Below are 25,137 nucleotides of genomic sequence, written 5' to 3' on the forward strand. Positions count from 1 at the left end.
GAGATGGCATGACCATATGCCCAGACCAGTTATGGAAAGCGTTGCACCACGTCTGGCCCAGCGCCAAGCTGCCAGCATTGCCTGACCTGCCTCAGCAGCTCAGTTTAAGAACGGATTCTCGCGCCCTGGCCGCTGGAGACGTGTTCGTGGCCGTGCCTGGTAGTCAGCGCGATGGACGCGAATATATCGAACAAGCGCTGGCCAAGGGTGCCTCGCTGGTGCTGGCTCACACCAAGGATAGCGACATAGGGCTAGAGGAACGGGTGTTATTTCTCCCCCATCTTTCGCTACGCCTAGGCGAATTAGGTCGAGCGCTATTTGATGTTCCTCGTGGTCTGGAGGTCATTGCTGTTACGGGAACGAACGGCAAAAGTTCGGTGACTCACTATGTGGCCGAGCTAAGTGAGCAGTTAGGCACCCAAGCGGGTGTGATTGGGACGCTGGGCGTGGGTCGGCCAGGTAAGCTGCTTGAGAGCGGTCTAACCACGCCAGGCCCGTTGGCACTGCAAGCAACACTAGGTGAGCTAGCGCGTCAGGGCGTTAAGCGCGTTGCGCTTGAAGCCTCTTCTCATGCGTTAGATCAGCAGCGTTTGGACGCAGTCGATGTCAACGTCGCGGTCTTCACCAATCTGACGCGAGATCATTTGGATTATCACGGCAGTATGGCGGCTTACGCGGCCGCTAAAGCCAAGCTGTTTAGACGCACCGAGCTATCTCTTGCGGTGGTCAATGGTGATGATCCTCTCGCTAAGTTGATGCTGGCGGGCTGCGATAGCGATGTACGCGTACTAGCGACAGGTACCGATGAGGCAGTGACGCTGCGCGTTTTAGATTGGCAGCCCCATGCCCTTGGGCAGCAGGCGCTGATAGCCACCCCAGAAGGCGAAAAAGTCCTGCGGCTAGGGCTCGTGGGGCGTTTCAACCTGGATAATGTACTACTTGCCATGGCCGTACTTTACGGATTAGGTGAGCCGCTGGATGCGATCTTTGAAGCAGCAGCAGTGCTTTCTCCTGTGCCGGGGCGCATGGCCTGCTACGGTGGTGATAACGCCCCTAGCGTGGTGGTAGATTATGCCCACACGCCAGATGCACTGCAGAGTGCGTTGGGTGCTTTGCGTGCCCATTTGGGCAGTCAAGGCAAGCTATGGTGCCTGTTTGGCTGCGGCGGTGAGCGGGATACAGGGAAGCGCGCTGAAATGGCGAAAGTAGCAGAGCAACTGGCTGATCACGTGGTCGTCACCGATGACAACCCACGCAGTGAGTCTGCCGAGCAGATTCGTCAGCAAATCCACGCAGGCTTTGCCGGTAGTGTGCCAGTAGATGATAGAGGTGACCGCCGACAAGCCATTCTTTACGCGGTTCATCAAGCCGCTCCTGACGATGTGATTCTCGTTGCAGGAAAAGGTCATGAAACCTATCAAGAGATAGACGGAGTTCGCCACCCTTATCAAGATGACGAGCAGGTGCTCCACGCCCTTGCCACACGGGGAACCCCCTGATGTGGGCGTTGGTAGAAGTAGCCGCCGCCCTTGGCTGCGATATCTCGGCTGAGAGCGCCAACTTGCCCATTTCAGCGGTAGTGACTGACACGCGTAAAATTGTGCCGGGCTGTCTATTTATCGCGCTAAAAGGGCCGCGCTTTGATGGCCATGAGTTTGTAGAGCATGCCAAAGAGCAAGGGGCCGCAGCAGCCCTGGTAGAGCGTGAGGTGGATAGCGCTCTACCTCAGTTGGTGTGCGCCGATACGCGGTTAGGACTTGGGCTGGTCGCGCGGGCTTGGCGTCAGCGCTTTATCCTGCCGCTGGTGGCGGTGACGGGTAATAGCGGTAAAACCACGGTAAAAGAGATGACTGCTGCGCTGTTAGCACCGCTAGGTTGCGTGCTGGCGACAGCAGGCAACTTGAATAACGATATTGGTGCGCCGTTAACCCTGCTGCGCTTATCGAGCGAACATCAAGCGGGCGTTATTGAGCTAGGCGCTAATCATTTAGGCGAGATCGCCTGGACTAGCCAGCTCACTGCACCGCAGGTCGCTATTATCACTAACGTGACTGGCGCTCATGTGGGCGAGTTTGGCGGCATGGGCCAAATTGCTCAGGCGAAGAGTGAAATTTTCTCGGGTCTTAGCGGTCATGGTACTGCCGTCATTAATAGGGATGACCGCTACTACGCTTTATGGGCAGCCTGTGCTGCCCCTCGGCAAATTGTAAGTTATGGCTTACATGACGATGCGGACGTTCACGCGAGGGCACTTTCCTGCGACCCCCAGGGGCGGTATGCTTTCACGCTTGTTGCGCACGGCCAAATCATGGGTGAAGTGCAGTTGCCGCTTATCGGCAAACATAATGTCAGTAATGCCCTGGCCGCATCGGCAGCAGCGCTAGCGCTAGGAGTAACGCCAGAGCACGTCGTGACAGGATTAAGCTGTTTAACCTCGCTTTCGGGGCGGCTAAGCGTAGTGCCGGGGTTACGCAATGCAACGTTGTTGGATGACACTTACAATGCAAATCCAGGGGCGGTTAAAGCTGCCTTGGACGCGCTCGCTAGCTTCCCTGCGCCACGCTGGTGTGCACTCGGGGCAATGGGTGAGTTGGGTAGCGAGTCCCAAGCTTTACATGCAGAGATTGGCCGCTACGCCGCGTCGTTAGGTATCGATACGTTATTAACGTTTGGCGAGGCGGCGCGCGCGGCTTCAAGTGCCTTTGGTCGCGGGCAACACTTTGACGATCACGAGACGCTTGTGCGTCATGTTATTAATACTCTTCCGCCTAACACCACTCTGCTGGTGAAAGGGTCACGTAGTGCAGGCATGGAAACGGTCATTGCTGCGCTGCGTGCGGATGAAACAAGGTAAGCGCCGTTCATGTTACTTCACTTGGCGAATTTTTTAGCTCAATTCCAAACTGCGTTTCAGGTGTTCAATTATTTGACGCTGCGCGTCATTCTCGCCGCGCTCACCGCGCTGATGCTGTGCCTTTGGCTGGGGCCCTGGGTGATACGTCGCCTGGTCGAAGGGCAGATTGGCCAGGCCGTTCGCGACGACGGCCCACAGTCGCATCTTTCCAAAGCAGGTACGCCGACCATGGGCGGCGCCATGATCCTGCTGGCGATTGCGATCAGCACCTTGCTGTGGGGTGACCTGACCAACTATTACGTCTGGATCGTGCTGCTGGTGACGCTGGGCTTTGGCGCCATCGGGTGGGTCGACGATTATCGTAAAGTGGTTGAAAAGAACCCACGAGGCCTGCCTGCACGTTGGAAATATTTCTGGCAGTCGGTGGTCGGCCTGGGAGCCGCCATCATTCTGTACGCCACGGCCACCACGCCCGCCGAAACCAGTCTGCTCATTCCGCTGTTCAAGGACGTTGCGCTGTCGTTGGGCTTGTTCTACATCGTATTGAGCTACTTCGTCATCGTCGGCAGCTCCAACGCCGTCAACCTTACCGACGGTTTGGATGGCTTGGCGATTATGCCCACTGTGCTGGTGGCGATGGGGCTCTCTGTATTTGCTTATGCCAGCGGTAATGCGGTGTTTGCCAACTACCTGCATATCCCTTTTATCCACGGCACCGGCGAGTTAGCAGTATTTTGTGCCACCATCGCGGGTGCCGGTCTTGGCTTTTTATGGTTTAACACCTATCCCGCCCAGGTATTTATGGGCGACGTAGGTGCCCTTGCCCTAGGGGCTGCGTTAGGGGTAGTCGCGGTCATTGTCCGTCAAGAGATCGTGCTCTTTATCATGGGCGGTATTTTTGTACTGGAAACCGTCTCGGTGATCCTCCAGGTAGGCTCCTACAAACTAACTGGACGCCGCATCTTCCGCATGGCACCGCTACATCACCACTACGAGCTGAAAGGGTGGCCAGAGCCGCGGGTTATCGTGCGCTTCTGGATTATTACCGTGGTACTTGTGCTGCTAGGCTTGGCCACGCTCAAAGTTCGTTAATCAAAGAAACAGTAGGCGGCGCACAGGCCGCCTTTGGCGTATGGCAGAAGGAGCCACATGGTGCAGGTACCAAACGGATTTACGGTAGTCGTTGGGCTAGGGCTCTCTGGTCAGGCGATTTGCCGCCACCTTACCCAGCTGGGTAGGCCGTTTATGGTGGCTGACACCCGTGAAGCGCCGCCAGGGGTGGAGGCTTTTCGCCAAACGTACCCGGATGTTCAGGTGCATTGTGGCTCTCTGGCTGCTGTAGATTTTTGTCAGGCCTACGAGGTCGTGATTAGCCCAGGTGTAGATCCTCGCACGGCTGGTTTGGAGGGGCTGCTTGAGCGCCATAACCCTGCCACTGGCGAGCCCATGCTGGTAGGCGAAATCGCGCTGTTCAAACGTGCCGTGAAAGCACCCATTGCGGCCATTACGGGCTCCAATGCTAAGTCCACAGTGACGACGCTACTTGGCGAGATGGCTGCCGCATCTGGCATTAATGCCGCCGTGGGCGGCAATCTAGGTACACCCGCGCTTGATCTTCTGGCGCAACAGCCAGACGCCGACCTATACATCCTAGAGCTATCCAGCTTTCAGTTGGAAACCACGCCCTCTTTAGGCGCGGCCTCGGCGGCCTTCTTAAATCTCTGCGATGACCATCTAGATCGCCACGGCGATCTAGAGGGCTACCGACAGGCCAAGCAGCGTATTTTTATCGGCGCAGAGCACGCCGTGGTGAATGCTGACGATCCGCAAACATGGCCGGATCAGCCGCTAGAGCATATCGAGCACTTTGGGGTGCATACTCCCCGTGATGCTGCGTGGGGACTGGTCGAGCAACAGGGCCATTGGTGGCTAATGCAGGGCAAAACGCCATGGCTGTTAGCCGATGAGCTGCGTATAACTGGGCAGCATAATTACGCCAATGCGTTAGCGGCGCTGGCGATGGGGCGCGCATTAGGCTTTGATAAAGCCAGTATGTGCGGTGCCCTAAAAGCGTTTGTAGGCTTGCCGCACCGCAGTGAAACCATTGCCGAGCTAAACGGCGTTCGCTGGGTCAATGATTCCAAAGGAACCAATGTGGGCGCGACGCTGGCTGCCATCAACGGGATTGGCGCCACCCTGCAAGGAAAGCTGCTTCTTTTGGCAGGCGGCGTTGGCAAGGGGGCGGATTTTTCTCCGTTGGCTGCGCCGCTAGCGAATAGCGCTCGCACTGCTATTGTGTTTGGGGCCGATGCGCCGCGCCTTGCCGACGCGCTTAATGAGGCGATTCCGGTTGAGCGTGTAGAACACTTAACGCAAGCCATGGAGGTTGCTTTCGCCATGGCCAAACCCGGTGATTGCGTGCTGCTGTCACCCGCTTGTGCCAGTTTGGATCAATTCGCCAACTATCAGGCACGAGGTGACGCTTTTCGTCACTGGGTTGAGCACAAACGCAGCGAGTTGACGCCATGAGCGATGAATCTCTCAGTAGAGTACAGCGCCTGCGCGCTGCCTTAACGACCCAGCACCTGCCTTGTGATATCTGGCTGATTGTTGCGGTGGTGGCGTTGGCGGGGCTTGGCTGGATTATGGTCAGCTCTGCGTCGGTGGGGCTGCTGGAAAACAGCTACCACTACTCCCGTCAGCACGGCATCTTTCTATTATTAGCTATTGTTGCCTGCCTCTTTATGTTATGCGTGCCTTTGGAGCTGTGGCGGCAGAACGCAGCGCTTATTCTACTCGTCAGCATTTTTATGCTGGTGGTGGTGCTAGTTATTGGCCAAGAGGTGAACGGCAGTAAGCGTTGGATTTCACTGCCTGGGCCGCTGCCGAGTTTGCAGGTGTCGGAACTGGCGAAAGTGGGCCTTATTTTTTACATGGCGGCATTTATGTCGCGCTTTACCTACGAGCTGCGGCAGCGGGCGTTTACCATGTGGCGGCCATTGGCCGTGCTTGCCGTGCCCGCGAGCCTGCTGTTCTTAGCTCCAGATTTCGGTGGCATGGTGGTTTACGCCGTGTGTGTCATTGGCATGTTAATGATGAGTGGCGCCTCGCTGACCTTACTGCTCGGCAGTGGAAGCGTGCTGGGGGTTGGGGCGGTGATGATGGTAGTAATGGAGCCCTACCGCTTGGCCCGCTGGACAAGCTTTCTTGACCCCTGGGCCGATCAATTTGCCACCGGCTATCAGTTAACCCAGGCGTTGATTGCGTTTGGTCGTGGGCATGTAACAGGTACCGGTCTTGGCAATAGCGTTCAAAAGCTTCACTACCTGCCGGAAGCCCACACCGACTTTATTTTTGCCGTAGTGGCCGAAGAGCTAGGGATGATTGGTGCCATTTTAGTGGTGCTACTGTTTACTCTATTTATTGTACGCGCCATGTGGGTCGGCCGCCGCGCGGAGCTGGCAGGGCATCTGTTTGGCGCCTACGTTAGCTACGGCATTGGGTTTATTGTGGCGGCTCAGGCGTTCATTAACATGGCCGTAAGCTCTGGGTTGCTGCCCACAAAAGGGCTTACTCTGCCGCTAATCAGCTATGGCGGCTCAAGTCTGTTGGTGACGGGCATGATGATTGGGCTACTGCTGCGTGTGGATGCTGAGACTCGGCACCGCCCCAGGCGTACGCCCACCCCCTACCGAGCACGCCGAGAACCGCGTTTATCGTAATTATTCAAGGAGTCGTTTGTGGCGACGAACTCGCGTCGACGGATATTGATTATGGCCGGGGGAACCGGTGGGCACGTTATTCCTGCGCTCTCTTTGGCGCATGCTTTACAGGCCAAGGGTGTCGACGTTGAATGGCTGGGAAGCTCGCGTGGTATCGAAAATCGGCTAGTGCCTAATGCTGGTATTATGCTACACACGATTGCCATTGAAGGGCTGAGGGGCAAAGGGCTGGCAGGCTGGTGCAAAGCGCCCATCAATCTTTCCCGAGCGGTGATGCAGGCGCGACGCATCATTAAATGCTTTAAACCTGATGTTGTGGTCGGCCTGGGGGGCTTTGCCAGTGGCCCGGGTGGGCTGGCGGCGCGGCTATCGGGTGTGCCGCTGGTCATTCATGAACAGAATGCCGTCGCAGGCCTCACTAATAAAGTGCTTTCGCGCTTGGCGACGCGTACTTACGCCGCCTTTGAGGATGCGTTTGGCAGTCGTGCAGTAGTTATTGGTAACCCCGTGCGTGAAGAGATTGCGGCGCTAGGCGAGAGCCCTAAGCAGGTGGCTGAGATGTCTAATAGGCCGCTTAGGCTGCTGGTTGTGGGTGGCTCGCTCGGTGCTGTAGCACTAAATGAGCGCCTGCCGCCAGCGCTTGCCGCGCTACCACCAGAGCGGCGCCCGGATGTGCGCCATCAAGCCGGTAAAGAGCGCGACGTAGCCACCGCCCAGGCATATACAGAACTTGGCATTGTGGCCGATGTTAGCCCCTTTATCGATGATATGGCGGCCGCCTACTCATGGGCGGATCTTGTGGTTTGCCGCGCTGGTGCGTTAACGGTTGCCGAGTTGGCTGCAGCGGCAAAGCCTGCGCTGTTAGTGCCATTTCCATATGCAGTAGATGACCATCAGCGAGTCAATGCTGATGTGCTGGTGAAGGCGGGAGCGGCTCAGTGTGTCATCCAATCAGCCCTCACGCCTGAGCGCTTAACTCAATTATTAGACGAATTACTTCATCCCGACAGGCTGGCGGAAATGGCGTCTAAAGCGCGCAAAGTCGCTTATTTAGATGCCACCGAGCGTCTTGCAGCAGACTGTTTGGGATTAGTGAAGCAAGGAGAAACTGCGTGACCGATTCAGTGACTAACATGTCGCCGCAGGGGGCTCGCCCAACTGGCCCCGGTATGCGTCGTATTAAGCGGCTGCATTTTGTAGGTATCGGTGGTGCAGGCATGTGCGGTATTGCCGAAGTATTAGCCAACCAGGGCTACCAAGTTAGCGGTAGCGACATGAAAGCCTCCGCCGTGGTTGAGCGGCTGCGCCAGTTCGGAGTAAGCGTGGCCATTGGTCATGCTGAAGAGCATGTGCAGGGGGCCGATGTGGTTGTTGTCTCCAGCGCAATCGATGAAACCAACCCTGAAATACGCTGGGCACATGAGCACCGCGTGCCGGTAGTGCGCCGTGCCGAAATGCTGGCAGAACTGATGCGCTTCCGTCACGGTATTGCCGTCGCGGGGACTCACGGTAAAACAACCACTACTAGCTTGACAGCAACACTATTGGCCGAGGGTGGCCTGGACCCTACTTTTGTGATTGGCGGAAAACTGACGAGCGCAGGCGCCAATGCTCGTTTAGGTGAAGGTGATTACTTAGTCGCTGAAGCTGATGAATCCGATGCCTCGTTCCTTCACCTTCAGCCCATGGTATCGATTGTTACCAATATCGATGCTGACCACATGGCGACTTATGGCGGCGATTTTGAGCGCCTGAAAAGCACTTTCATCGAATTTTTGCACAATCTACCGTTTTATGGTCTTGCGGTGCTGTGTATTGACGATCCTCATGTGCGTGGGCTGTGTGACCAAGTTAAACGCCAGTTTGTCACTTACGGCTTTGATGAAGATGCCGACTACCGCATCGTTGATTTTTCTCAACAGGCGGGAGAAGTCTCGTTTACCGCTCTGCGCCCTGGTGATGCGGCACCGCTGGCCATTCGGCTCGCTATGCCGGGCCGCCATAATGCCCTCAATGCGATGGCAGCTATCGTTGTGGCCACTGACGCAGGCGTAAGTGATGATGCGATCCAGCGCGGGCTAACTGGGTTCGCCGGGGTAGGGCGACGCTTTCAAGTGCATGGACACTTTCCAGCACCTTCCGGCGGTGGCGATATCATGCTAGTGGATGACTACGGTCACCATCCTCGTGAAGTCGATATGGTAATCCAGGCGGTGCGAGCAGGTTGGCCTGATCGACGCCTTGTGATGCTTTACCAACCCCACCGTTATAGCCGTACGCGGGATCTTTTTGAGGATTTTGTGCGTGTGCTTTCTCAGGTGGATACCCTGGTGCTACTGGATGTATACAGCGCAGGTGAGGCCGTGCTGCCGGGAGCCGAAGGGAAAACGCTGGCGGGCTCTATTCGACAGCGTGGTGAAGTCGATCCGCTGTTTGTCGAGCACAAGCAGGAGCTGCCTGCCTTGTTGAATAATGTGCTACGGCCTGGAGATATTTTGATTACTCAAGGGGCCGGGGACGTTGGTGGTATTTCGCTGCGCCTTGCTCAGGCAAAACTTGAGATGGATGAGGTGGCGCTATGAACAGCGGGCAAACCGGTTCTCTAGACCGCGTCGTAGTGGTTTACGGTGGCACATCGGCTGAGCGGGATGTTTCCCTGAAAAGCGGCGCCGCTATTCTTGCCGCTTTAAAACGTCAAGGTGTGGATGCGCTCGGCTACGACCCTAAAGAGGGTGGTCTAGCAGGGCTTGAGCGTCTGGCGCCTAGCGCCGTGTTTGTGGCGCTACATGGGCGTGGTGGAGAAGACGGCACGTTTCAGGGCGCGTTAGAGCTGCTCGGCGTGCCCTATACCGGCAGCGGCGTACTGGCATCTGCATTGGGCATGGATAAACAGCGCACTAAACAGGTGTGGCAGGCCGTTGGCTTGCCTACCCCTGAAAGCATCATGCTAAGTGAAAACGCTGATTGGGCGGCCGTAGTAAACCAGCTTGGGCTGCCTATGGTGGTCAAGCCAGTCCATGAAGGCTCCACCTTGGGCATCAGTATTGTCAAAAGCCGGGATGAATTAAAAGCCGCCTACACGGCTGCCGCAAAGTTTGATGCGCGGGTAATGGCTGAGCGGTTTATTATCGGGGATGAATACACGGTCGCGCTCCTGGGTGATGACGTGCTGCCCGCTATTCGCGTTGAAGTGCCGGGTGGATTCTATGACTACGAAGCCAAGTACATTGCTAACACCACGCAGTACCATCTGCCCTGTGGTTTGTCTGAGCAGGATGAGCAAGCGCTGGCAGCACTATGTAAAGAGGCCTTTTTAGCGGTAGGTGGCGAAGGGTGGGGGCGTATTGATGTAATGCGTGACGCAGCTGGTAAGTGTTGGCTGATAGAGGTTAACACCGTGCCCGGCATGACTGACCACAGCCTAGTGCCGCAGGCAGCCGCCTACGCCGGGATCGACTTTGATCAGTTGGTCATGCTTATTTTACAGACCGCCGTTCAGCCGAGCATGCCGTAATGAGTAGCTGGGCAATAGGAGCGTTATGAAAAAACGCAACGCATGGCTGGGCGTTGTGCTGCTGGCGCTGCTACTAGGTGCGGGCGGCCGTGCACTGTGGCTATGGCTTGATCGTCCCATTGAGCGCGTGTCGATTCGTGGCGAATGGGAGTACGTTAGTGCTGATTACCTGCGTACGCAGTTAGCGCCGCTTGTGCAGGATGCAACGTGGCTATCGGCAGATCTAGGCGAGCTACGCCAGCGTGCGCTACGTATTGGCTGGCTGAATGAAGTGCGAATTTCCCGCGAGTGGCCTAACGCTTTGGTGTTTGAGCTAGTGGAGCAGGTGCCTGTAGCGCGTTGGAACGATGATTTCCTGCTTAATCCTGAAGGAGAGCCGTTTGCATTTGCGCCGTTAGATGCACCTGAAGGGTTGCCCGACCTCTCAGGGCCAGCGGGCAACAGTGAAGAGGTGTTGGCGTATTATCAGCGGTTGACTCCCCATTTTGCCAGTTTGTCGCTATCGCTTTCTCAGCTACGCTTAGAGCCTCGCGGTGCTTGGCGCTTACAGCTGGGAGACGGGGCCTGGGTCATGCTAGGTAGACGTCAGCATGGAGAGCGTTTGGCAAGGTTATCTGCTTCTTGGCAGCGCGAGCTTGCAAGCTTTAGTGAGCATATCCGCTATATTGATTTACGCTATCCTAATGGTGTTGCGGTGGCTTGGCATGGTGAAACGGATTTTCAAGAGCGTGAACAGCAAGAGGTCAATGAGTAACCGCTCGTGGCAATGTGCAAAAAGTAGGTAAATGTGAGTGGTTGCCAACGCCGAAAAACCTATGAATGGGGTTTAAATTGCTATCCAGTCCAATTATCGTGGGTGTGCGCTAGTCGTATTACGACTATTGTTTCTATACTATGTCCCCAGCGGTGATGTGGATGAGTTTTATTATCCTGTCAGCGGTTAGCTTGGTTAGATAGTGTTCTAGTTAAAGTTATTAAACGCAAATTGGTTATTGCGTTGGTGTTTTAATGCCAATTGGCAATACCTACCCTATTAAAATGACGGCAAGGAGATTTACCGACTCATGGCAGGCTCACCCAACGCATCCAATATGGTTGTCGGGCTGGACATCGGAACGTCCAAGGTCGTCGCGATAGTCGGTCAACCCACCGATGATGGGGGGATTGAGATTGCCGGTATCGGTTCCCACCCCTCGCGCGGTATGAAGCGCGGCGTTGTGATTAATATTGAGTCAACGGTTCTGTCCATTCAGCGTGCGGTGGAAGAAGCCGAACTGATGGCAGGATGCGACATCCACTCGGTTTATGTGGGCGTGGCGGGCAGCCATATTAGCTCCATGAATTCCGACGGCGTTGTCGCGATTAAGGAGCGTGAAGTAACACCTTCAGACATTGAACGGGTGATCGACTCGGCCCGCGCACGAGCGATTTCAGAAGGCCAGCGAGTGTTACATGTATTACCTCAAGAGTTTTCCATTGATACCCAAGGCGGCATCCGTGAGCCGCTGGGGATGTCAGGGGTAAGACTTGAAGCACAAGTGCACTTAGTAACGGCGGCCCAGAATGCTGTGCAAAACATTGAAAAGTGTGTACGGCGCTGCGGTTTAGATGTGGATGCCATTATTTTGGAACAGTTGGCCTCTAGTATGGCTGTGCTGACTGAAGATGAGCGTGAGCTCGGGGTATGTATGGTGGATATCGGTGGTGGTACCACCGATATGGCGATTTTCACAGAAGGTGCCATTCGCCATACAGCGGTGATCCCCATTGCAGGTGACCAAGTCACCAATGACATCGCGATGGCACTGCGAACGCCGACCCAGCACGCTGAAGAAATCAAGGTGAAATACGCTTGCGCATTAACCCAGCTTGCTGCAAGCGATGAGATGATTAAAGTGCCTAGCGTGGGTGATCGCCCAGCCAGAGATCTATCGCGTCAGGCGCTAGCGGAAGTGGTCGAACCTCGTTACGAGGAACTCTTTACGTTAGTAAGAGACGAATTACGTCGCAGTGGCTATGAAGATATGGTGGCTGCGGGTGTGGTGCTCACCGGCGGCACCTCGCGCATGGAAGGTGTAAGCGAACTGGCGGAAGAAATTTTCCATATGCCGGTTCGTATTGCCTGCCCGCAAAATGTCAGAGGCTTGGCAGATGTGGTTCGCAACCCTATCTATGCGACCGGCGTTGGTTTACTGCATTATGCACTGCAGGAAACTCGTCATGGGCAAGGCCTAGAAAGCCACGGGGGAGTCGTTGCGGCCCATAAAGGACGTAATGAGTTAGCCCGGCGTGATATCAAGGATGGCCATTCGGCGCTGGCAAGAATCAAAGGCTGGTTCAAAGGAAATTTCTGATAGGGCCGCAAGCGCGGTTCAGGAGACGGGGCTTATGTTCGAATTGGTAGATAACGCACCCTCGAGCAGTGCGGTCATCAAAGTAGTCGGTGTTGGCGGCGGCGGCGGTAATGCTGTCAACCACATGGTCGAGAGCAATATCGAAGGCGTTGAATTTATCTGCGCCAATACGGATGCTCAGGCACTTAAACGTGTATCCGCAAAAACGGTGCTGCAGCTAGGTGGCGAAATCACCAAGGGTCTTGGTGCTGGCGCTAACCCAGAGGTGGGTCGTCAAGCCGCGCTGGAAGATCGCGAGCGCATTGCTGAGCTGTTAAACGGCGCCGATATGGTCTTTATTACTGCCGGTATGGGTGGTGGTACAGGCACGGGCGGCGCCCCGGTGGTAGCTCAGGTGGCTAAGGAGTTGGGTATTCTGACTGTTGCGGTCGTTACGCGTCCGTTCCCGTTTGAAGGGCCCAAGCGTATGCGCGCTGCGGAAGAGGGCATGAAAGAGCTCTCTGAGCACGTTGATTCCTTGATCACTATTCCCAATGAAAAGCTGCTATCGGTGCTGGGCAAGAATGCTACGCTATTGACGGCTTTTAGCGCAGCTAACGATGTGCTTCTAGGCGCGGTACAGGGCATCGCAGAGCTGATCACCAGCCCAGGTATCATCAACGTCGACTTTGCTGACGTACGCACCGTGATGTCCGAAATGGGCATGGCGATGATGGGTACAGGCGGCGCGACGGGTGAGAACCGTGCCCGTGAGGCGGCAGAAAAAGCCATCCGCAGCCCGCTGCTGGAAGATATCGATCTACATGGCGCTCGCGGTATCCTGGTCAATATCACGGCTGGGCCGGATCTCTCCATTGGTGAATTCAACGATGTGGGGGCGACGGTACAAGAGTTCGCCTCTCAAGAAGCGACGATTGTGGTCGGTACTTCAATCGATATGGAAATGTCCGACGAGCTGCGTGTGACGGTAGTGGCAGCAGGGCTAGATGGCAGCAAGTCAAAAGCAGCGGCTCGCGAACCTGCGCGTCGCTCTGCGGCAGATACCTCCTCTTCCGACTACCGCAAGCTGCAGCAGCCGACGGTCATGCGTCAGCAGGCCGCTGCACGCGCAGAAGCGCCGGAAGCAGCGCCAAAGCCGCGTCCAGAAAAACGTCGTTCAGCGGATGCTGATGACTATCTCGATATCCCCGCATTTTTGCGCCGCCAGGCGGATTAAACCGCGCTATCAGGCTCATTGAGGCAGCAAACGAGAGTTTTATTGGTTAAAACGCTCGTTTGCTGTTAAAGTGAACACTGTTTGATAACTTTCTTTCCCCCTGCGGACTCTGTAGCGTTAGGCTACGAGCCGCCGTCATCAGAGCTTGACCACTACCCATGATCAGACAACGCACATTACAAAACGTCATCCGCGCCACTGGAGTGGGTCTGCACTCTGGCAAAAAAGTCCACATGGCTTTGCGCCCGGCGCCGGCCAACACCGGCATTGTGTTTGTCAGAACCGATCTGGACCCAGTGGTACACGTGCCTGCCCGTGCCGAATTGGTGGAAGACACCATGCTATGCACAGCGCTCTGCCATGAAGGCGTCAAAGTCGCGACCGTTGAGCACTTGATGTCAGCCTTTGCCGGCTTGGGGATTGATAACGCCTACGTCGATATCAGTGCGCCCGAAGTGCCAATTATGGACGGCAGTGCCAGCCCCTTTGTGTTTCTGATTCAGTCAGCGGGCATTTTAGAGCAGGAGGCAGCGAAGAAATTTATCCGCATTAAGCGTCGGGTTAGCGTTACCGATGGTGATAAAGAGGCTACCTTTTTGCCTCACCAAGGCTTCAAGGTGTCATTTGCTATCGACTTCGACCACCCGGTCTTTGAACAGCAGAAGCAAACGGCGCTGATCGATTTCTCAACCACATCGTTCGTGAAAGAAGTCTCTCGTGCACGAACCTTCGGTTTTATGCGCGATTTAGAGTACCTTCGCTCGAACAATCTGGCGCTGGGCGGTAGCTTAGAAAACGCCATTGTGGTGGATGACTACCGTATTGTGAACGAAGGCGGCCTGCGCTACGAAGACGAATTCGTCAAACATAAAGTGCTAGACGCCATTGGTGACCTTTATCAGCTTGGTTACAGCCTGATTGGCGAGTTCCGAGGTGTTAAATCCGGCCATGCGCTGAATAACCAGCTTTGCCGGGAGCTGATGGCGCAGCCCGATTCGTATGAAATCGTTACGTTTGAAGAAGAGAAAGCAGTGGCGCCTATTTCCTATGCCGCTCCTGTCATGGCGTAATGAGGCATAAGGCAAAATGTTGGGGGAGTTGAGTTGACATAACGAAACGGCCCCCCACTTTATAAAGCATCGCTAAGGCGGTGCTTTATGCGTTTAAGGGGTCGCGTTGCTAAGGTTTTGGTTCTATAGAGCGCGCGTGAGAAGCAAGCCGCTCCAGGGCGTTTTTTAACGCGGGGTTGTCGGTGTCTTTGGCGCATTCGGCCAGGGTTTTGCCCGCATCATCTGACAGTGTGCGCGTGTAACGCTTAGGTGACTCGATCGGGCGCACTGGACGAACTTTGAGCGTAAACCCTGTCACGCCTTCAAAGCCCGGTAATTGGTGAAGCAGTGACAGTAGCTGCGACTGCTCGTAGCGTAGCCACGTTAACCAGCTGGCTTGTCCGCTGATCAGCGTAAGGCGTCCGTTGCTGAAGCCGCCGACGAAAATGTACTCGCGCATCTCTTCAGGCAAATGGGCGCGAAGGTGGCGTTGCGCTTGATCAATTAAGCGTGATTGGCGCATTAGCTGTCCAACGCCGCCAGACTTGGTCAGCAGTTGGGCAATGGGCTGTGCGCGAGAACGCTTAACCTTTATACTCATCAACTTAATTCCTAGGGTGTTGCTAGTGACGTCGTACTGGCGAATACAAACAGCGCCTGTGATTGACCGCCAATGAAAAGAGCCTAACACGCTCGGGAGCCAGTCCACAGCATGTCATCAACGTCAGAGATAGTATCTGCTTCGCCAAGGCGTCAACGACGCTATGGCTTAGCGCGTTGGTGGCTGGCTGGCCTGTTGGTGAGCTGCTTATTGCCCGCTAGTTTACACCCTTCAGATGCATTGAGAAGCAGTGGCCGCCATGTCTGCATCTGCTTTTGGATGCCTGCGATGCTACGGGCTCAATCGCACTGGATTGCCAAGAAGCGCCGTGCGCTTCGTCGCTGGGCTAGTCGCCAAACGCGCCGATTGCCCAGCGTTTGCAGCCGTCCTCTATTACTACCGCTGATCACGCTTCGACTTGTTGCTGCCAGCGATGTAGTGACCCCTCGTGGCCCGCCCGCCGAACAACGCATTGGTTAACATTACGCCTATTTGCCTTATATAAGGGCGCACCTGGATGGGTCGCTCACGATGATCTGGAAATTTCATGATTAATAACTTGTTACGTAAAGTGGTCGGCTCTAAAAACGACCGTGAAGTAAAGCGCATGTATAAAAGCGTGCAGAGCGTTAATGCGTTAGAAGAGACCCTGGCGGGCCTAAGCGATGCGGAACTTCAAGCGAAAACCACTGAGCTGCGTCAGCGGTTAGACGATGGGGCGACGCTGGATAGCCTGCTTCCAGAAGCCTTTGCTGTCGTTCGTGAGTCCAGTAAGCGAGTAATGGGCATGCGCCACTTTGATGTGCAGATGATCGGTGGTATGACCCTGCACCGTGGCCGTATCGCGGAAATGAAAACCGGTGAAGGTAAAACCCTAGTCGCCACGCTGTCAGTCTACTTGAACGCATTGACCCGTAAAGGCGTTCACGTGGTAACGGTGAATGACTACCTCGCCCGCCGTGATGCGGAATGGATGCGCCCGCTTTATGAATTCTTAGGGCTAACGGTAGGCGTTATCTTTGCAGGGCAAACCGGCGAAGAGAAGCGCTATGCTTATCAGTGCGACATTACCTACGGCACCAACAACGAGTTTGGCTTTGACTATCTTCGCGACAACATGGCGTTTTCGCTGGAAGATAAAGTCCAACGCGGCCTGCACTACGCGATTGTGGACGAAGTCGACTCCATCCTAATTGATGAAGCACGTACGCCGTTGATTATCTCCGGTGCGGTAGACGAGAACACCGACCTCTACGGCATCGTGAACCGCCTCGCCCAACAGCTCGAGCAGGGTGAAGTCTCCGAAGATGACGAAGCACCGGTGAGCGGCGATTTCGTGCTCGACGAAAAGCAGAAGCAGGTGGAGCTGACCGAACAGGGTCACAATAAAGTCGAAGAGCTCATGCGGGCCGAAGGGCTGCTGGGTGAGGGCGAATCGCTCTACGCAGCGCAAAACCTCAACCTGCTACAGCATATGCACTCGGCGCTGCGCGCTCTCCATCTCTATCATCCGGACGTTGATTACATCGTTGCCGAAGGGCAGGTGGTGATTGTCGACGAGCACACCGGCCGTACCATGCCGGGGCGCCGTTGGTCTGAAGGTCTGCACCAGGCCGTGGAAGCTAAAGAGGGCGTTACGGTTCAGCGTGAAAGCCAAACGCTGGCGTCTACTACCTTCCAGAACTACTTCCGCCTGTATGAAAAGCTATCGGGCATGACGGGCACGGCGGATACCGAAGCCTTCGAATTCCGTCAGATTTACGGTCTTGATGTGATCGTCATTCCCACCAACCGCCCGCTGGCGCGTAAAGATCTCAACGACCTTGTGTACCTGAGCGCGGAAGAGAAGTACGAAGCCATCATCAAAGACGTGAAAACAGAGACCGAAGCGGGCCGCCCAGTGCTAGTGGGTACCGCCTCTATCGAAACGTCTGAGTATCTGGCGCGCCTAATGCGTGAGGCAGGGCTTAAATTCAACGTTCTAAACGCCAAGCAGCACCAAAGTGAGGCAGAAATTATTGCTCAAGCTGGCCGGCCCGGTGCGATTACCATCGCTACCAACATGGCGGGTCGCGGTACTGACATTATGTTGGGCGGTAACTGGGAAGCCGAAGCCGCGAAGCTGCAAAACCCTAGCCAAGCACAAATTGATGCGCTAAAAGCCGAATGGCAAAAGCGCCACGACGCGGTGCTGGAAGCTGGTGGCTTGCACGTGGTGGGCTCTGAGCGCCACGAATCCCGCCGCATCGATAACCAGCTTCGTGGCCGTGCAGGCCGCCAGGGCGATCCGGGTTCCACACGCTTCTTCCTCTCTTTGGAAGATAGCCTGATGCGCTTATTTGGCTCCGATCGAGTGAAGCGCTTAATGCAGGCGCTGGGCCTTGAGCGTGGTGAAGCCATTGAACACAAAATGGTTTCTAATGCGGTAGAGCGCGCTCAGAAGAAAGTGGAAGGGCGTAACTTCGATATTCGCAAGCAGCTGCTTGAGTACGACGACGTGGCCAACGACCAGCGCCGCGTGATTTACGAGCAGCGTAACGAAATTCTAGCGTCTGACGATGTCTCCGCCGCGGTGGTGGGTATTCGTGAAGAGGTGATGGAAGACGCGATTAGCGAGTACGTGCCGCCCCAGAGCCTGGCTGAGCAGTGGGACCTGCCCGGCTTGGAAGCCCACTTGAAAACCGAGTTCAATCTCGACGCGCCAGTGACGCAGTGGGCCGAGGAAGACGAGCGCTTTAGCGAAGAGAAGCTGCGTGAACGTCTGCAAACCATGCACCGCGAGGCCTATGAGGCTAAAATCGAGTCCGCAGGTGCGGCATTGATTCGCCGCTTCGAGAAGCAGGTGATGCTCCAAGTGCTGGATACCCGCTGGAAAGAGCACCTGCAGTCCATGGACCACTTGCGTCGCGGTATCCACCTGCGTGGTTATGCACAGAAGAACCCCAAGCAGGAGTACAAGCGCGAATCCTTCGAGCTGTTCCAACATCTGCTGACCAATATCAAAGCTGATGTCACGCGTATTCTCAGCCACGTTCAGGTGCGTCAGCCAGAAGAAGTGGATGCCCTAGAGCAGAAACGCCGTGAAGAGCTTGCTCGTGAAAAAGCGACAGCCGCCAGCCGCCACGATGCGCCTGATGCCGGTACTAGCGAGACAGCGCCCGGGGTTGATGGCCGTCCGCTGCGCCGGGAAAACCCGAAAGTTGGCCGCAACGACCCCTGTGTGTGTGGTTCGGGTAAAAAATATAAGCAGTGCTGCGGCAAATTAAGCTAATCACGTATGGCGTAAGCGAACGTAGAGGAGAGAAACATGGCGGTGGGAAACCTTCCCTTTCCGGAATTGCCACCCCTCAGTGGGGTGCGCCTGGGCACTGCAATGGCGGGCATTAAGAAGCCGGATCGCCGTGATATGGTGGTGATTGAGCTACCTGAGACTGCCACTGTGGCGGGTGTTTTCACCCGCAATGCGTTCTGTGCTGCTCCGGTAGTGGTTGCCAAGCAGCATCTTGAGCAGTGCGCCAGTAGCGGCCTTGCGCCTCGTTATTGGTTAATTAATACCGGTAATGCCAATGCGGGGACGGGTGAGGCTGGCTTGCAAGATGCTTATGCCAGCTGTGCTGCTGTCGCTGAGCAGGCAGGTGTTGAGCAGGCTCAGGTGCTGCCGTTCTCAACGGGGGTGATAGGTGAGCCGCTGCCCATGGAACGCCTGCTGGCAGGCTTGCCGGGTGCGTTTGATACGCTGGCCGACTCAAGCCAAGCATGGCAGCAGGCAGGTGAAGGTATTCTAACCACCGACACCCGCGCAAAGGGAGCCACGGTGACCGTTGATATTGGCGACCATCAGGTCACCATCAACGGGATTACCAAAGGCTCGGGCATGATTAAACCCAACATGGCCACCATGTTGGGGTTTGTGGTCACCGATGCGGCGATTGAGCAGCCCTTGCTCGCCACGCTACTGCGAGAAACGGTGGATCGCTCGTTCAACTGCATCACTGTGGATAGCGATACCTCTACTAACGATGCCTGCATGTTAGCGGCGACCGGCACGGGCGCGCGTATCGAAAGCGACGAGCACATTACCGTTTTCCGTAACGCTCTGCAGCGGGTGATGACCGAACTCGCCCAGGCGATTATTCGCGATGGCGAAGGGGCGACCAAATTCGTCACACTACAGGTGAATGAGGCCAGCACTCGCCAAGAGGCGCTGGATGTGGCGTTTACCGTAGCTCACTCGCCTCTAGTAAAAACCGCGCTCTACGCCTCGGATGCCAACTGGGGGCGTATTTTGGCGGCGGTGGGTCGAGCGCCGGTTGAGGCGTTTGATGTTAGCCGGGTCGTGATTGACTTAGGCGATGTGCGCCTAGTGGAGAACGGTGGCCGCGCCGGTAGCTATACCGAAGCGGCTGGCAGTGCCGTCATGGCCGAGGAAGAGATCACAATTCGCATTAATTTGGGGCGTGGTGACGAGGCCGCTACCGTGTGGACCTCGGATCTCTCCCATGACTATGTGTCCATCAACGCGGATTACCGCAGCTAAGGCTGCGGCAACGTGCTAACGCAGCGAGATAGCGCCGTGCAATATAAAGGCGGCGCGCACAAAGTGGATAAGACGTAATGAGTGTAATGGTAAAACGACGGGTTCATGTCGCGGCAGCTGCGATGATCAGCGCCGATCAAAAGCACGTGCTGATCGCGCGCCGGCCTTCCAACGTCGATCACGGCGGTCTTTGGGAGTTTCCCGGTGGCAAGCTAGCCCCTTATGAAACTGGGCTGGAAGGCCTTAAACGTGAGTTGCATGAAGAGTTAGGCGTTGAGATTGTTCGTGCCCAACCGCTCATTCGCGTTCACCATGAGTATCCTGATAAGCACATTCTGCTCGATGTGTGGCAGGTGCATGAGTTTGCTGGCGAACCGTTTGGTCGTGAAGGCCAGGCGGTGCGCTGGGTGCCGATGAATGAGTTGGTGAACTACCCGTTCCCAGCGGCGAACCTGCCCATTCTGCGTGCGGTGATGCTACCCACCGAGTACTTGATTACCGGTGAAGAGCCTGACGATGAGCGCTTCGCGTCGCTGCTGGAGCGCGCTCTGCGCGAAGACAGTATTCGCCTTGTGCAACTGCGTGCCAAAAGCTTAGATGACGCGGCCTATGTTGCCCGTGCTGAGCGAGCGCTCAAGCTTTGCCGTGAATACGGTGCGAAGTTGCTGCTCAACGGTGAGCCAACGCTGCTGGATCGGGTCGATGCGGATGGTATTCATCTGACCAGTGCGCGCTTAATGCAGCTGGACCGACGCCCGATTGCGGAAAACAAGTGGCTGTCCGCCTCCACGCATGATCAAAAGCAGCTCTCCCAAGCGGCAGTGCTGGGCTGTGATTTTGTCACGCTTTCTCCGCTGCGCACCACGCCATCACACCCGGAAGTGGCTCCGATGGGCTGGCACGACTTCCAACAGCTGGTGGAACGTGCCGGTATGCCGGTATTCGCGCTGGGCGGTATGACCCGCTTTGACGCCAACCACGCTCGCGCGGTGGGTGCTCAGGGTATTGCGTCGATTCGCGACTTCTGGAAATAAATTTCTGGATATAAGCGATGTCGGCTTGGTACTTATAGAAAAGCGCTGATAGCAAAACGCCTGCTCTGGTAACAGAGCAGGCGTTTTTGATTTTCAGATGCTCGAATAAGCTTAATCGCGGTAGCGGCGGGTTAGGTCGCCATAAGCGTCGACACGGCGATCGCGCAGGTAGGGCCAAATACGGCGGGTGTTTTCGCTACGCGCCATATCCAGGCTCACGACCAACTGCTCAGTCTCTTCACCGGCATGGGCTAGTAGCTCACCTTGTGGGCCGCAAATAAAGCTACCGCCCCAAAACGCGATACCATCACCCACGCCGGAGTGGTCGGCCTCAAAGCCTACGCGGTTTGCCACCAAGACGGGCAGGCCATTCGCGACGCCGTGGGCGCGCTGAATCAGCGTCCAGGCATCTTTCTGGCGGGTTTTTTCCGCGTCGTCGTCATTAGGATCCCAGCCAATAGCGGTGGGGTAGAGCAGTAGCTCAGCACCCGCCAGCGCCATTAAGCGGGCGGCTTCCGGGTACCACTGGTCCCAGCACACAAGAATGCCTAACCGACCCACTGAGGTGTCAATCGGCGTAAAGCCCTCTTTGCGTGCGTCGTCGGCGTCGCCAGGGGTGAAGTAAAACTTCTCATAGAACCCTGGGTCATCTGGAATATGCATCTTGCGGTACTGGCCAACCCGCCCTTTGGCGCGGTCGTACACCACGGCGGTGTTGTGGTAGAGCCCCGCCGCGCGCTTTTCAAACAGCGAGCCCACCAGCACGATATCCAGCTCTTTTGCCAGTGCCGCCAATCGCTGTCCCGTCGGGCCATCCAGCGGTTCGGCGAGATCAAACAGTGCCGGGTCTTCATATTGACAGAAGTAGTGGGTGGCGTGCAGCTCTTGTAATAGTACGAGCTGTGCCCCTTGGCTGGCTGCTCTGCGAATGCCCGCCTCGCTTTCGGCCAGGCTGAGCGCTTTATCGGGCCATGCGGCTTGTTGAATCACCGCCACGTTAAGTGTCTGGGACATGCTGCCCTCCTTAAGAGTGAGTGGTCGCAGGCACAAGCGTACCTTTGGGTAGCTGCATGGTTAAACAGTGCAGGCTGCCGTGCTGACGAATCACGCTGATGCACTCAATGGGGATCAGCGTATGTTCTGGAAAAGCGACGGCCAGCGCCTGCAGTGCGGTAACATCCGCTGGGTCGCCATAGGTAGGCACCAGCACCGCATCGTTGATAATCAAAAAGTTCGCATAGGTGGCCGGTAGGCGATGCCCATCTTCCGGGTCAAAACAGGCCTGGGGCCAGGGTAGCGGAATAAGCTGGTAGGGCTCTCCGTTACGCTGACGGAAGGCTTTTAACTCCTGCTCCATTGCCTGCAGGGCCGTGTAGTGCGGGTCAGTGGGGTCGTCACAACGCACATAGGCAATGGTCGAGGGGTTACAAAAGCGTGCCAACGTATCCACATGGCTGTCCGTGTCGTCGCCTTCTAAATGTCCATTGGCTAGCCACAGCACGCGGTCTACGCCAAAGTCATCTGCCAAAAGCGCTTCAACGTCTTCTCGAGAGAGCGACGGATTGCGGTTTGGGTTGAGCAGGCACGCTTCCGTGGTGAGCAGCGTGCCTTCGCCGTCAGTCTCGATAGCCCCGCCTTCTAACACCATCTCCCGAGAAGAGACTGGGCAGGCCCATACGCCCGCATCGGCTAGCCACTGGGTTAGCTGATTGTCCCGCTCAGCAGGGAATTTACCGCCCCAGCCGGTAAAGGTGTAATCCAGCAGCAGCGGCTGGTTATCTTCGTCCAATACCGTGATCGGCCCATGATCTCGCGCCCAGGTATCGTCGGTGGGTGCGACAATCAGCAGCAGCTGATGTTTGGGGATGCCGTAGGCATCGAACGTGGCGGTCAGGCGCTGATGGGTCGCCTCGTCTGGCACGCTGATGATCACGCGCTGATAGCGCGCCGTGGCAAGCACAATGCGCTCAAGCGTTGCTTCGATACGCGACAGCATATAAGCCCAGTCTCCGTCTGGACGGGGCCAGGTGAGCTGTAGGCCATCTTGAGGGTGCCATTCGGGCAATAAGCGGTGAGTCTTGGTAGCCAACGTAAAAGGTGCTCTCACTAGTCAGAATAAGCTTGCCCGGCGGGCAAGAGGGTCGGGCGCAATTTAGGGGGTTGCTCCTCAACTTGCAAGCGATACCGTTATAAAGGGAACGGCCTTGGAGAGGGCGACTCTAAGGCTGCGTTTGCACATGCAGCCATGTTAAAAAAACCGTACCATGGACGCCCATTATTAAGGAATGTAGCCATGCTTGATCGTTTGCCTTTTCTGGTGGGGCTGCGCTATGTGCGCGCTAAACGCCGGAACCACTTTATTTCGTTTATCTCCTTAACGTCGATGCTGGGGCTGATGCTAGGGGTGGCGGTACTGATTCTTGTACTGTCGGTTATGAACGGATTTGATCACGAGCTGCGCACGCGCATTTTAGGCATGGTGCCCCACACCAAAATTGAGTCCCAGGAAGGACTGGTAGAGTGGGAGGCGTTGGCAGAGCAATTAGTACAGCGCGATCGAGTGATTGGTGTGGCCCCTTACGTTGAGCAGCAGGGTATGTTCTCCGCTGGCGGCCGCAACCAAGGCGCGATGGTCAACGGCATTCATCCGGATTGGGAAGACCAGGTCTCTATTATTGGCGAGCACATGCGCCAGGGTGAGTTGGCCGACCTTGTGCCCGGTGAGTGGAATGTTGTGCTGGGTTCGATGCTCGCCCGCAGGCTAGGCGTTGGCGTGGGTGACCGCGTGACGCTGCTGGTGCCCGAGGCATCGATTACTCCGGCAGGCGTTTTCCCCCGACTGAAGCGGTTTACCGTCAGCGGTATTTTCAGCGTAGGTGCCGATCTAGACGCCAATTTGGCCTACGCCAATATTGAAGATATGCAAACGCTGGCACGTATGGGCGATGCGGTTGGTGGTTTGCGCCTAGAGCTAGACGACCTGTTTATCGCCGGTAGCGAAACTCAGGCCATTGTGAACGAGTTGGGCCCAGGCTACAGCGGCTCCGACTGGACGTTCACCCATGGCAATCTCTTCCAAGCTATTCAGATGGAAAAACGCATGATCGCGCTGCTGTTGACCGTGATTATTGCCGTTGCCGCGTTCAATATTGTGTCGACGCTAGTGATGGTGGTGACGGATAAGCGTGCGGACATTGCCATTTTACGCACCATTGGTGCCACGCCAGGCTCCATTATGGGTATTTTCATTGTGCAGGGACTAGCGATTGGCCTGATCGGCATTGCGGTAGGGGTTACCGTGGGCATTCTGCTGGCGCTCACCATTTCCGATTTGATTGGCTGGTTTGAAACGGCGTTTGGTATTCAATTCCTGGATGCGGGGGTTTACTTCATCAGCGACCTGCCGTCGCGTCTGGAATGGAGCGATGTGCGTGACATCGTGCTGGCCGCGTTTGGCCTGACGTTCCTCTCCACGCTCTATCCCGCCTGGCGAGCTGCTCGCGTTCAGCCTGCTGATGTACTGCGCTATGAATAAGGATGCCCCGATGACGTCAACACCCTCTAACGCCGTCATGCTGGAGTGCCGTGGGCTCACCCGCATTTACAGCGAAGGCCCTCAGGATCTCACCGTACTGGATCAGCTTGAACTGACCGTCCGTGCCGGTGAACGCGTTGCGATTGTAGGAAGTTCGGGTTCAGGCAAGACCACGCTGTTAAACCTGTTGGGCGGCCTAGACCGCCCGAGCAATGGCAGCGTCGTGATTGGCGGTGAGGCACTTTCGGGCCTGAATGAAGCCGCGCTGGGCCGCTTCCGCAATCAATATATTGGTTTTGTTTATCAGTTCCACCATTTGCTGGCGGAATTTACGGCGGTGGAGAATGCTGCGCTGCCGCTGATTATTCGCGGCCAGTCTAAAAAAGTGGCTGAACAGCGCGCTATGCAGATCCTAGAGCGGGTGGGGATGAAAGCGCGTGCCGACCATAAGCCGGGTGAGCTATCGGGCGGTGAGCGCCAGCGAGTGGCGATTGCCCGGGCGCTAGTGACCGACCCCAGCCTCGTATTAATGGATGAGCCGACCGGAAACCTGGATCAAACTACCGCAGCGTCTATTCTGGCGCTGATGGATGAGCTGGCCAAAGAGAGCGCCTGTGCATTTGTGATTGTGACTCACGATGTGGGCTTGGCTGCCCATCAAGACCGTGTCATGAAGCTGGATGGGGGGCGCTTGGTCGCTCAGGCATAGCGATGCGCTAGT

Annotated in this window: 21 protein-coding genes; 18 read left to right on the plus strand and 3 right to left on the minus strand. The window is 56.2% G+C overall.

Going from position 1 to position 25,137, the window contains the following annotated elements:
• Nucleotides 1-8 precede the first annotated feature (8 nt).
• The 12 genes from AC13CN_RS09135 (at nucleotide 9) to lpxC (ending at nucleotide 14,730) form a co-directional block, all read left to right on the plus strand.
• On the plus strand, nucleotides 9-1,499 hold the full coding sequence (locus AC13CN_RS09135; protein ID WP_044629184.1) for a UDP-N-acetylmuramoyl-L-alanyl-D-glutamate--2,6-diaminopimelate ligase: 1,491 nt from the start codon (nucleotides 9-11) through the stop codon (nucleotides 1,497-1,499).
• Nucleotides 1,499-2,854, plus strand: coding sequence for a UDP-N-acetylmuramoyl-tripeptide--D-alanyl-D-alanine ligase (locus tag AC13CN_RS09140; RefSeq protein ID WP_273681945.1), 1,356 nt, complete (start codon nucleotides 1,499-1,501; stop codon nucleotides 2,852-2,854). The genes AC13CN_RS09135 and AC13CN_RS09140 overlap by 1 nt, the downstream gene beginning before the upstream one ends.
• Before the next feature lie 9 nt (nucleotides 2,855-2,863).
• Entirely contained in the window at nucleotides 2,864-3,946 is a 1,083-nt protein-coding gene (gene mraY, locus AC13CN_RS09145; protein ID WP_044629186.1) for a phospho-N-acetylmuramoyl-pentapeptide-transferase, read from the plus strand.
• 57 nt (nucleotides 3,947-4,003) lie between these two features.
• Nucleotides 4,004-5,383, plus strand: coding sequence for a UDP-N-acetylmuramoyl-L-alanine--D-glutamate ligase (murD, locus tag AC13CN_RS09150; protein ID WP_062360036.1), 1,380 nt, complete (start codon nucleotides 4,004-4,006; stop codon nucleotides 5,381-5,383).
• Nucleotides 5,380-6,576, plus strand: a complete 1,197-nt coding sequence (gene ftsW / locus AC13CN_RS09155; RefSeq protein ID WP_058577882.1) for a putative lipid II flippase FtsW — start codon at nucleotides 5,380-5,382, stop codon at nucleotides 6,574-6,576. Before murD ends, ftsW begins: the two co-directional genes overlap by 4 nt.
• An 18-nt stretch (nucleotides 6,577-6,594) precedes the next feature.
• Nucleotides 6,595-7,692: an undecaprenyldiphospho-muramoylpentapeptide beta-N-acetylglucosaminyltransferase gene (gene murG, locus AC13CN_RS09160; protein ID WP_084354551.1), complete on the plus strand. Its 1,098-nt coding sequence runs from the start codon at nucleotides 6,595-6,597 to the stop codon at nucleotides 7,690-7,692.
• A gap of 17 nt (nucleotides 7,693-7,709) precedes the next feature.
• Entirely contained in the window at nucleotides 7,710-9,158 is a 1,449-nt protein-coding gene (gene murC, locus AC13CN_RS09165; protein WP_153016728.1) for a UDP-N-acetylmuramate--L-alanine ligase, read from the plus strand.
• On the plus strand, nucleotides 9,155-10,090 hold the full coding sequence (locus AC13CN_RS09170) for a D-alanine--D-alanine ligase (RefSeq protein WP_062360040.1): 936 nt from the start codon (nucleotides 9,155-9,157) through the stop codon (nucleotides 10,088-10,090). The genes murC and AC13CN_RS09170 overlap by 4 nt, the downstream gene beginning before the upstream one ends.
• Before the next feature lie 25 nt (nucleotides 10,091-10,115).
• On the plus strand, nucleotides 10,116-10,844 hold the full coding sequence (locus AC13CN_RS09175; protein ID WP_062360042.1) for a cell division protein FtsQ/DivIB: 729 nt from the start codon (nucleotides 10,116-10,118) through the stop codon (nucleotides 10,842-10,844).
• 310 nt (nucleotides 10,845-11,154) lie between these two features.
• Nucleotides 11,155-12,444: a cell division protein FtsA gene (gene ftsA, locus AC13CN_RS09180; protein ID WP_062360043.1), complete on the plus strand. Its 1,290-nt coding sequence runs from the start codon at nucleotides 11,155-11,157 to the stop codon at nucleotides 12,442-12,444.
• A gap of 34 nt (nucleotides 12,445-12,478) precedes the next feature.
• Nucleotides 12,479-13,660 carry a cell division protein FtsZ gene (ftsZ, locus tag AC13CN_RS09185; RefSeq protein WP_044629193.1) on the plus strand — a complete coding sequence of 394 codons (1,182 nt, stop codon included), beginning with the start codon at nucleotides 12,479-12,481 and terminating at the stop codon, nucleotides 13,658-13,660.
• Between the two features lie 158 nt (nucleotides 13,661-13,818).
• On the plus strand, nucleotides 13,819-14,730 hold the full coding sequence (gene lpxC / locus AC13CN_RS09190) for a UDP-3-O-acyl-N-acetylglucosamine deacetylase (protein WP_054641053.1): 912 nt from the start codon (nucleotides 13,819-13,821) through the stop codon (nucleotides 14,728-14,730).
• A 109-nt stretch (nucleotides 14,731-14,839) separates the two neighbouring features.
• Here the strand turns inward: lpxC and AC13CN_RS09195 are convergent, their stop codons facing one another.
• Nucleotides 14,840-15,310 (minus strand): DUF721 domain-containing protein, encoded by a 471-nt coding sequence (locus AC13CN_RS09195; protein WP_062360045.1) that lies wholly within the window; start codon nucleotides 15,308-15,310, stop codon nucleotides 14,840-14,842.
• Nucleotides 15,311-15,598: 288 nt separating this feature from the next.
• Between AC13CN_RS09195 and AC13CN_RS09200 the strand changes: the two genes are divergently transcribed.
• From AC13CN_RS09200 to AC13CN_RS09215, 4 genes are all read left to right on the plus strand, one after another.
• Nucleotides 15,599-15,790, plus strand: coding sequence for a hypothetical protein (locus tag AC13CN_RS09200; protein ID WP_232068247.1), 192 nt, complete (start codon nucleotides 15,599-15,601; stop codon nucleotides 15,788-15,790).
• Between the two features lie 67 nt (nucleotides 15,791-15,857).
• Complete coding sequence (gene secA, locus AC13CN_RS09205) at nucleotides 15,858-18,581, plus strand: preprotein translocase subunit SecA (protein ID WP_058577885.1); 2,724 nt, start codon at nucleotides 15,858-15,860, stop codon at nucleotides 18,579-18,581.
• Nucleotides 18,582-18,617: 36 nt separating this feature from the next.
• Nucleotides 18,618-19,847, plus strand: a complete 1,230-nt coding sequence (argJ, locus tag AC13CN_RS09210; protein WP_062360046.1) for a bifunctional glutamate N-acetyltransferase/amino-acid acetyltransferase ArgJ — start codon at nucleotides 18,618-18,620, stop codon at nucleotides 19,845-19,847.
• Nucleotides 19,848-19,924: 77 nt separating this feature from the next.
• Nucleotides 19,925-20,881, plus strand: coding sequence for a Nudix family hydrolase (locus AC13CN_RS09215; RefSeq protein WP_174524459.1), 957 nt, complete (start codon nucleotides 19,925-19,927; stop codon nucleotides 20,879-20,881).
• A gap of 111 nt (nucleotides 20,882-20,992) precedes the next feature.
• Here the strand turns inward: AC13CN_RS09215 and AC13CN_RS09220 are convergent, their stop codons facing one another.
• Nucleotides 20,993-21,895 (minus strand): carbon-nitrogen hydrolase, encoded by a 903-nt coding sequence (locus AC13CN_RS09220; protein WP_044629199.1) that lies wholly within the window; start codon nucleotides 21,893-21,895, stop codon nucleotides 20,993-20,995.
• Between the two features lie 10 nt (nucleotides 21,896-21,905).
• Nucleotides 21,906-22,970, minus strand: a complete 1,065-nt coding sequence (locus AC13CN_RS09225) for an agmatine deiminase family protein (RefSeq protein WP_153016727.1) — start codon at nucleotides 22,968-22,970, stop codon at nucleotides 21,906-21,908.
• A 204-nt stretch (nucleotides 22,971-23,174) separates the two neighbouring features.
• Between AC13CN_RS09225 and AC13CN_RS09230 the strand changes: the two genes are divergently transcribed.
• Together AC13CN_RS09230 and AC13CN_RS09235 are read left to right on the plus strand one after the other, a co-directional pair.
• Nucleotides 23,175-24,416, plus strand: coding sequence for a lipoprotein-releasing ABC transporter permease subunit (locus AC13CN_RS09230; RefSeq protein ID WP_062360052.1), 1,242 nt, complete (start codon nucleotides 23,175-23,177; stop codon nucleotides 24,414-24,416).
• 10 nt (nucleotides 24,417-24,426) lie between these two features.
• On the plus strand, nucleotides 24,427-25,125 hold the full coding sequence (locus AC13CN_RS09235; RefSeq protein ID WP_044629202.1) for an ABC transporter ATP-binding protein: 699 nt from the start codon (nucleotides 24,427-24,429) through the stop codon (nucleotides 25,123-25,125).
• The last annotated feature ends 12 nt before the right edge of the window (nucleotides 25,126-25,137 follow it).

It is taken from the genome of Vreelandella sp. L-25 (assembly GCF_056857535.1).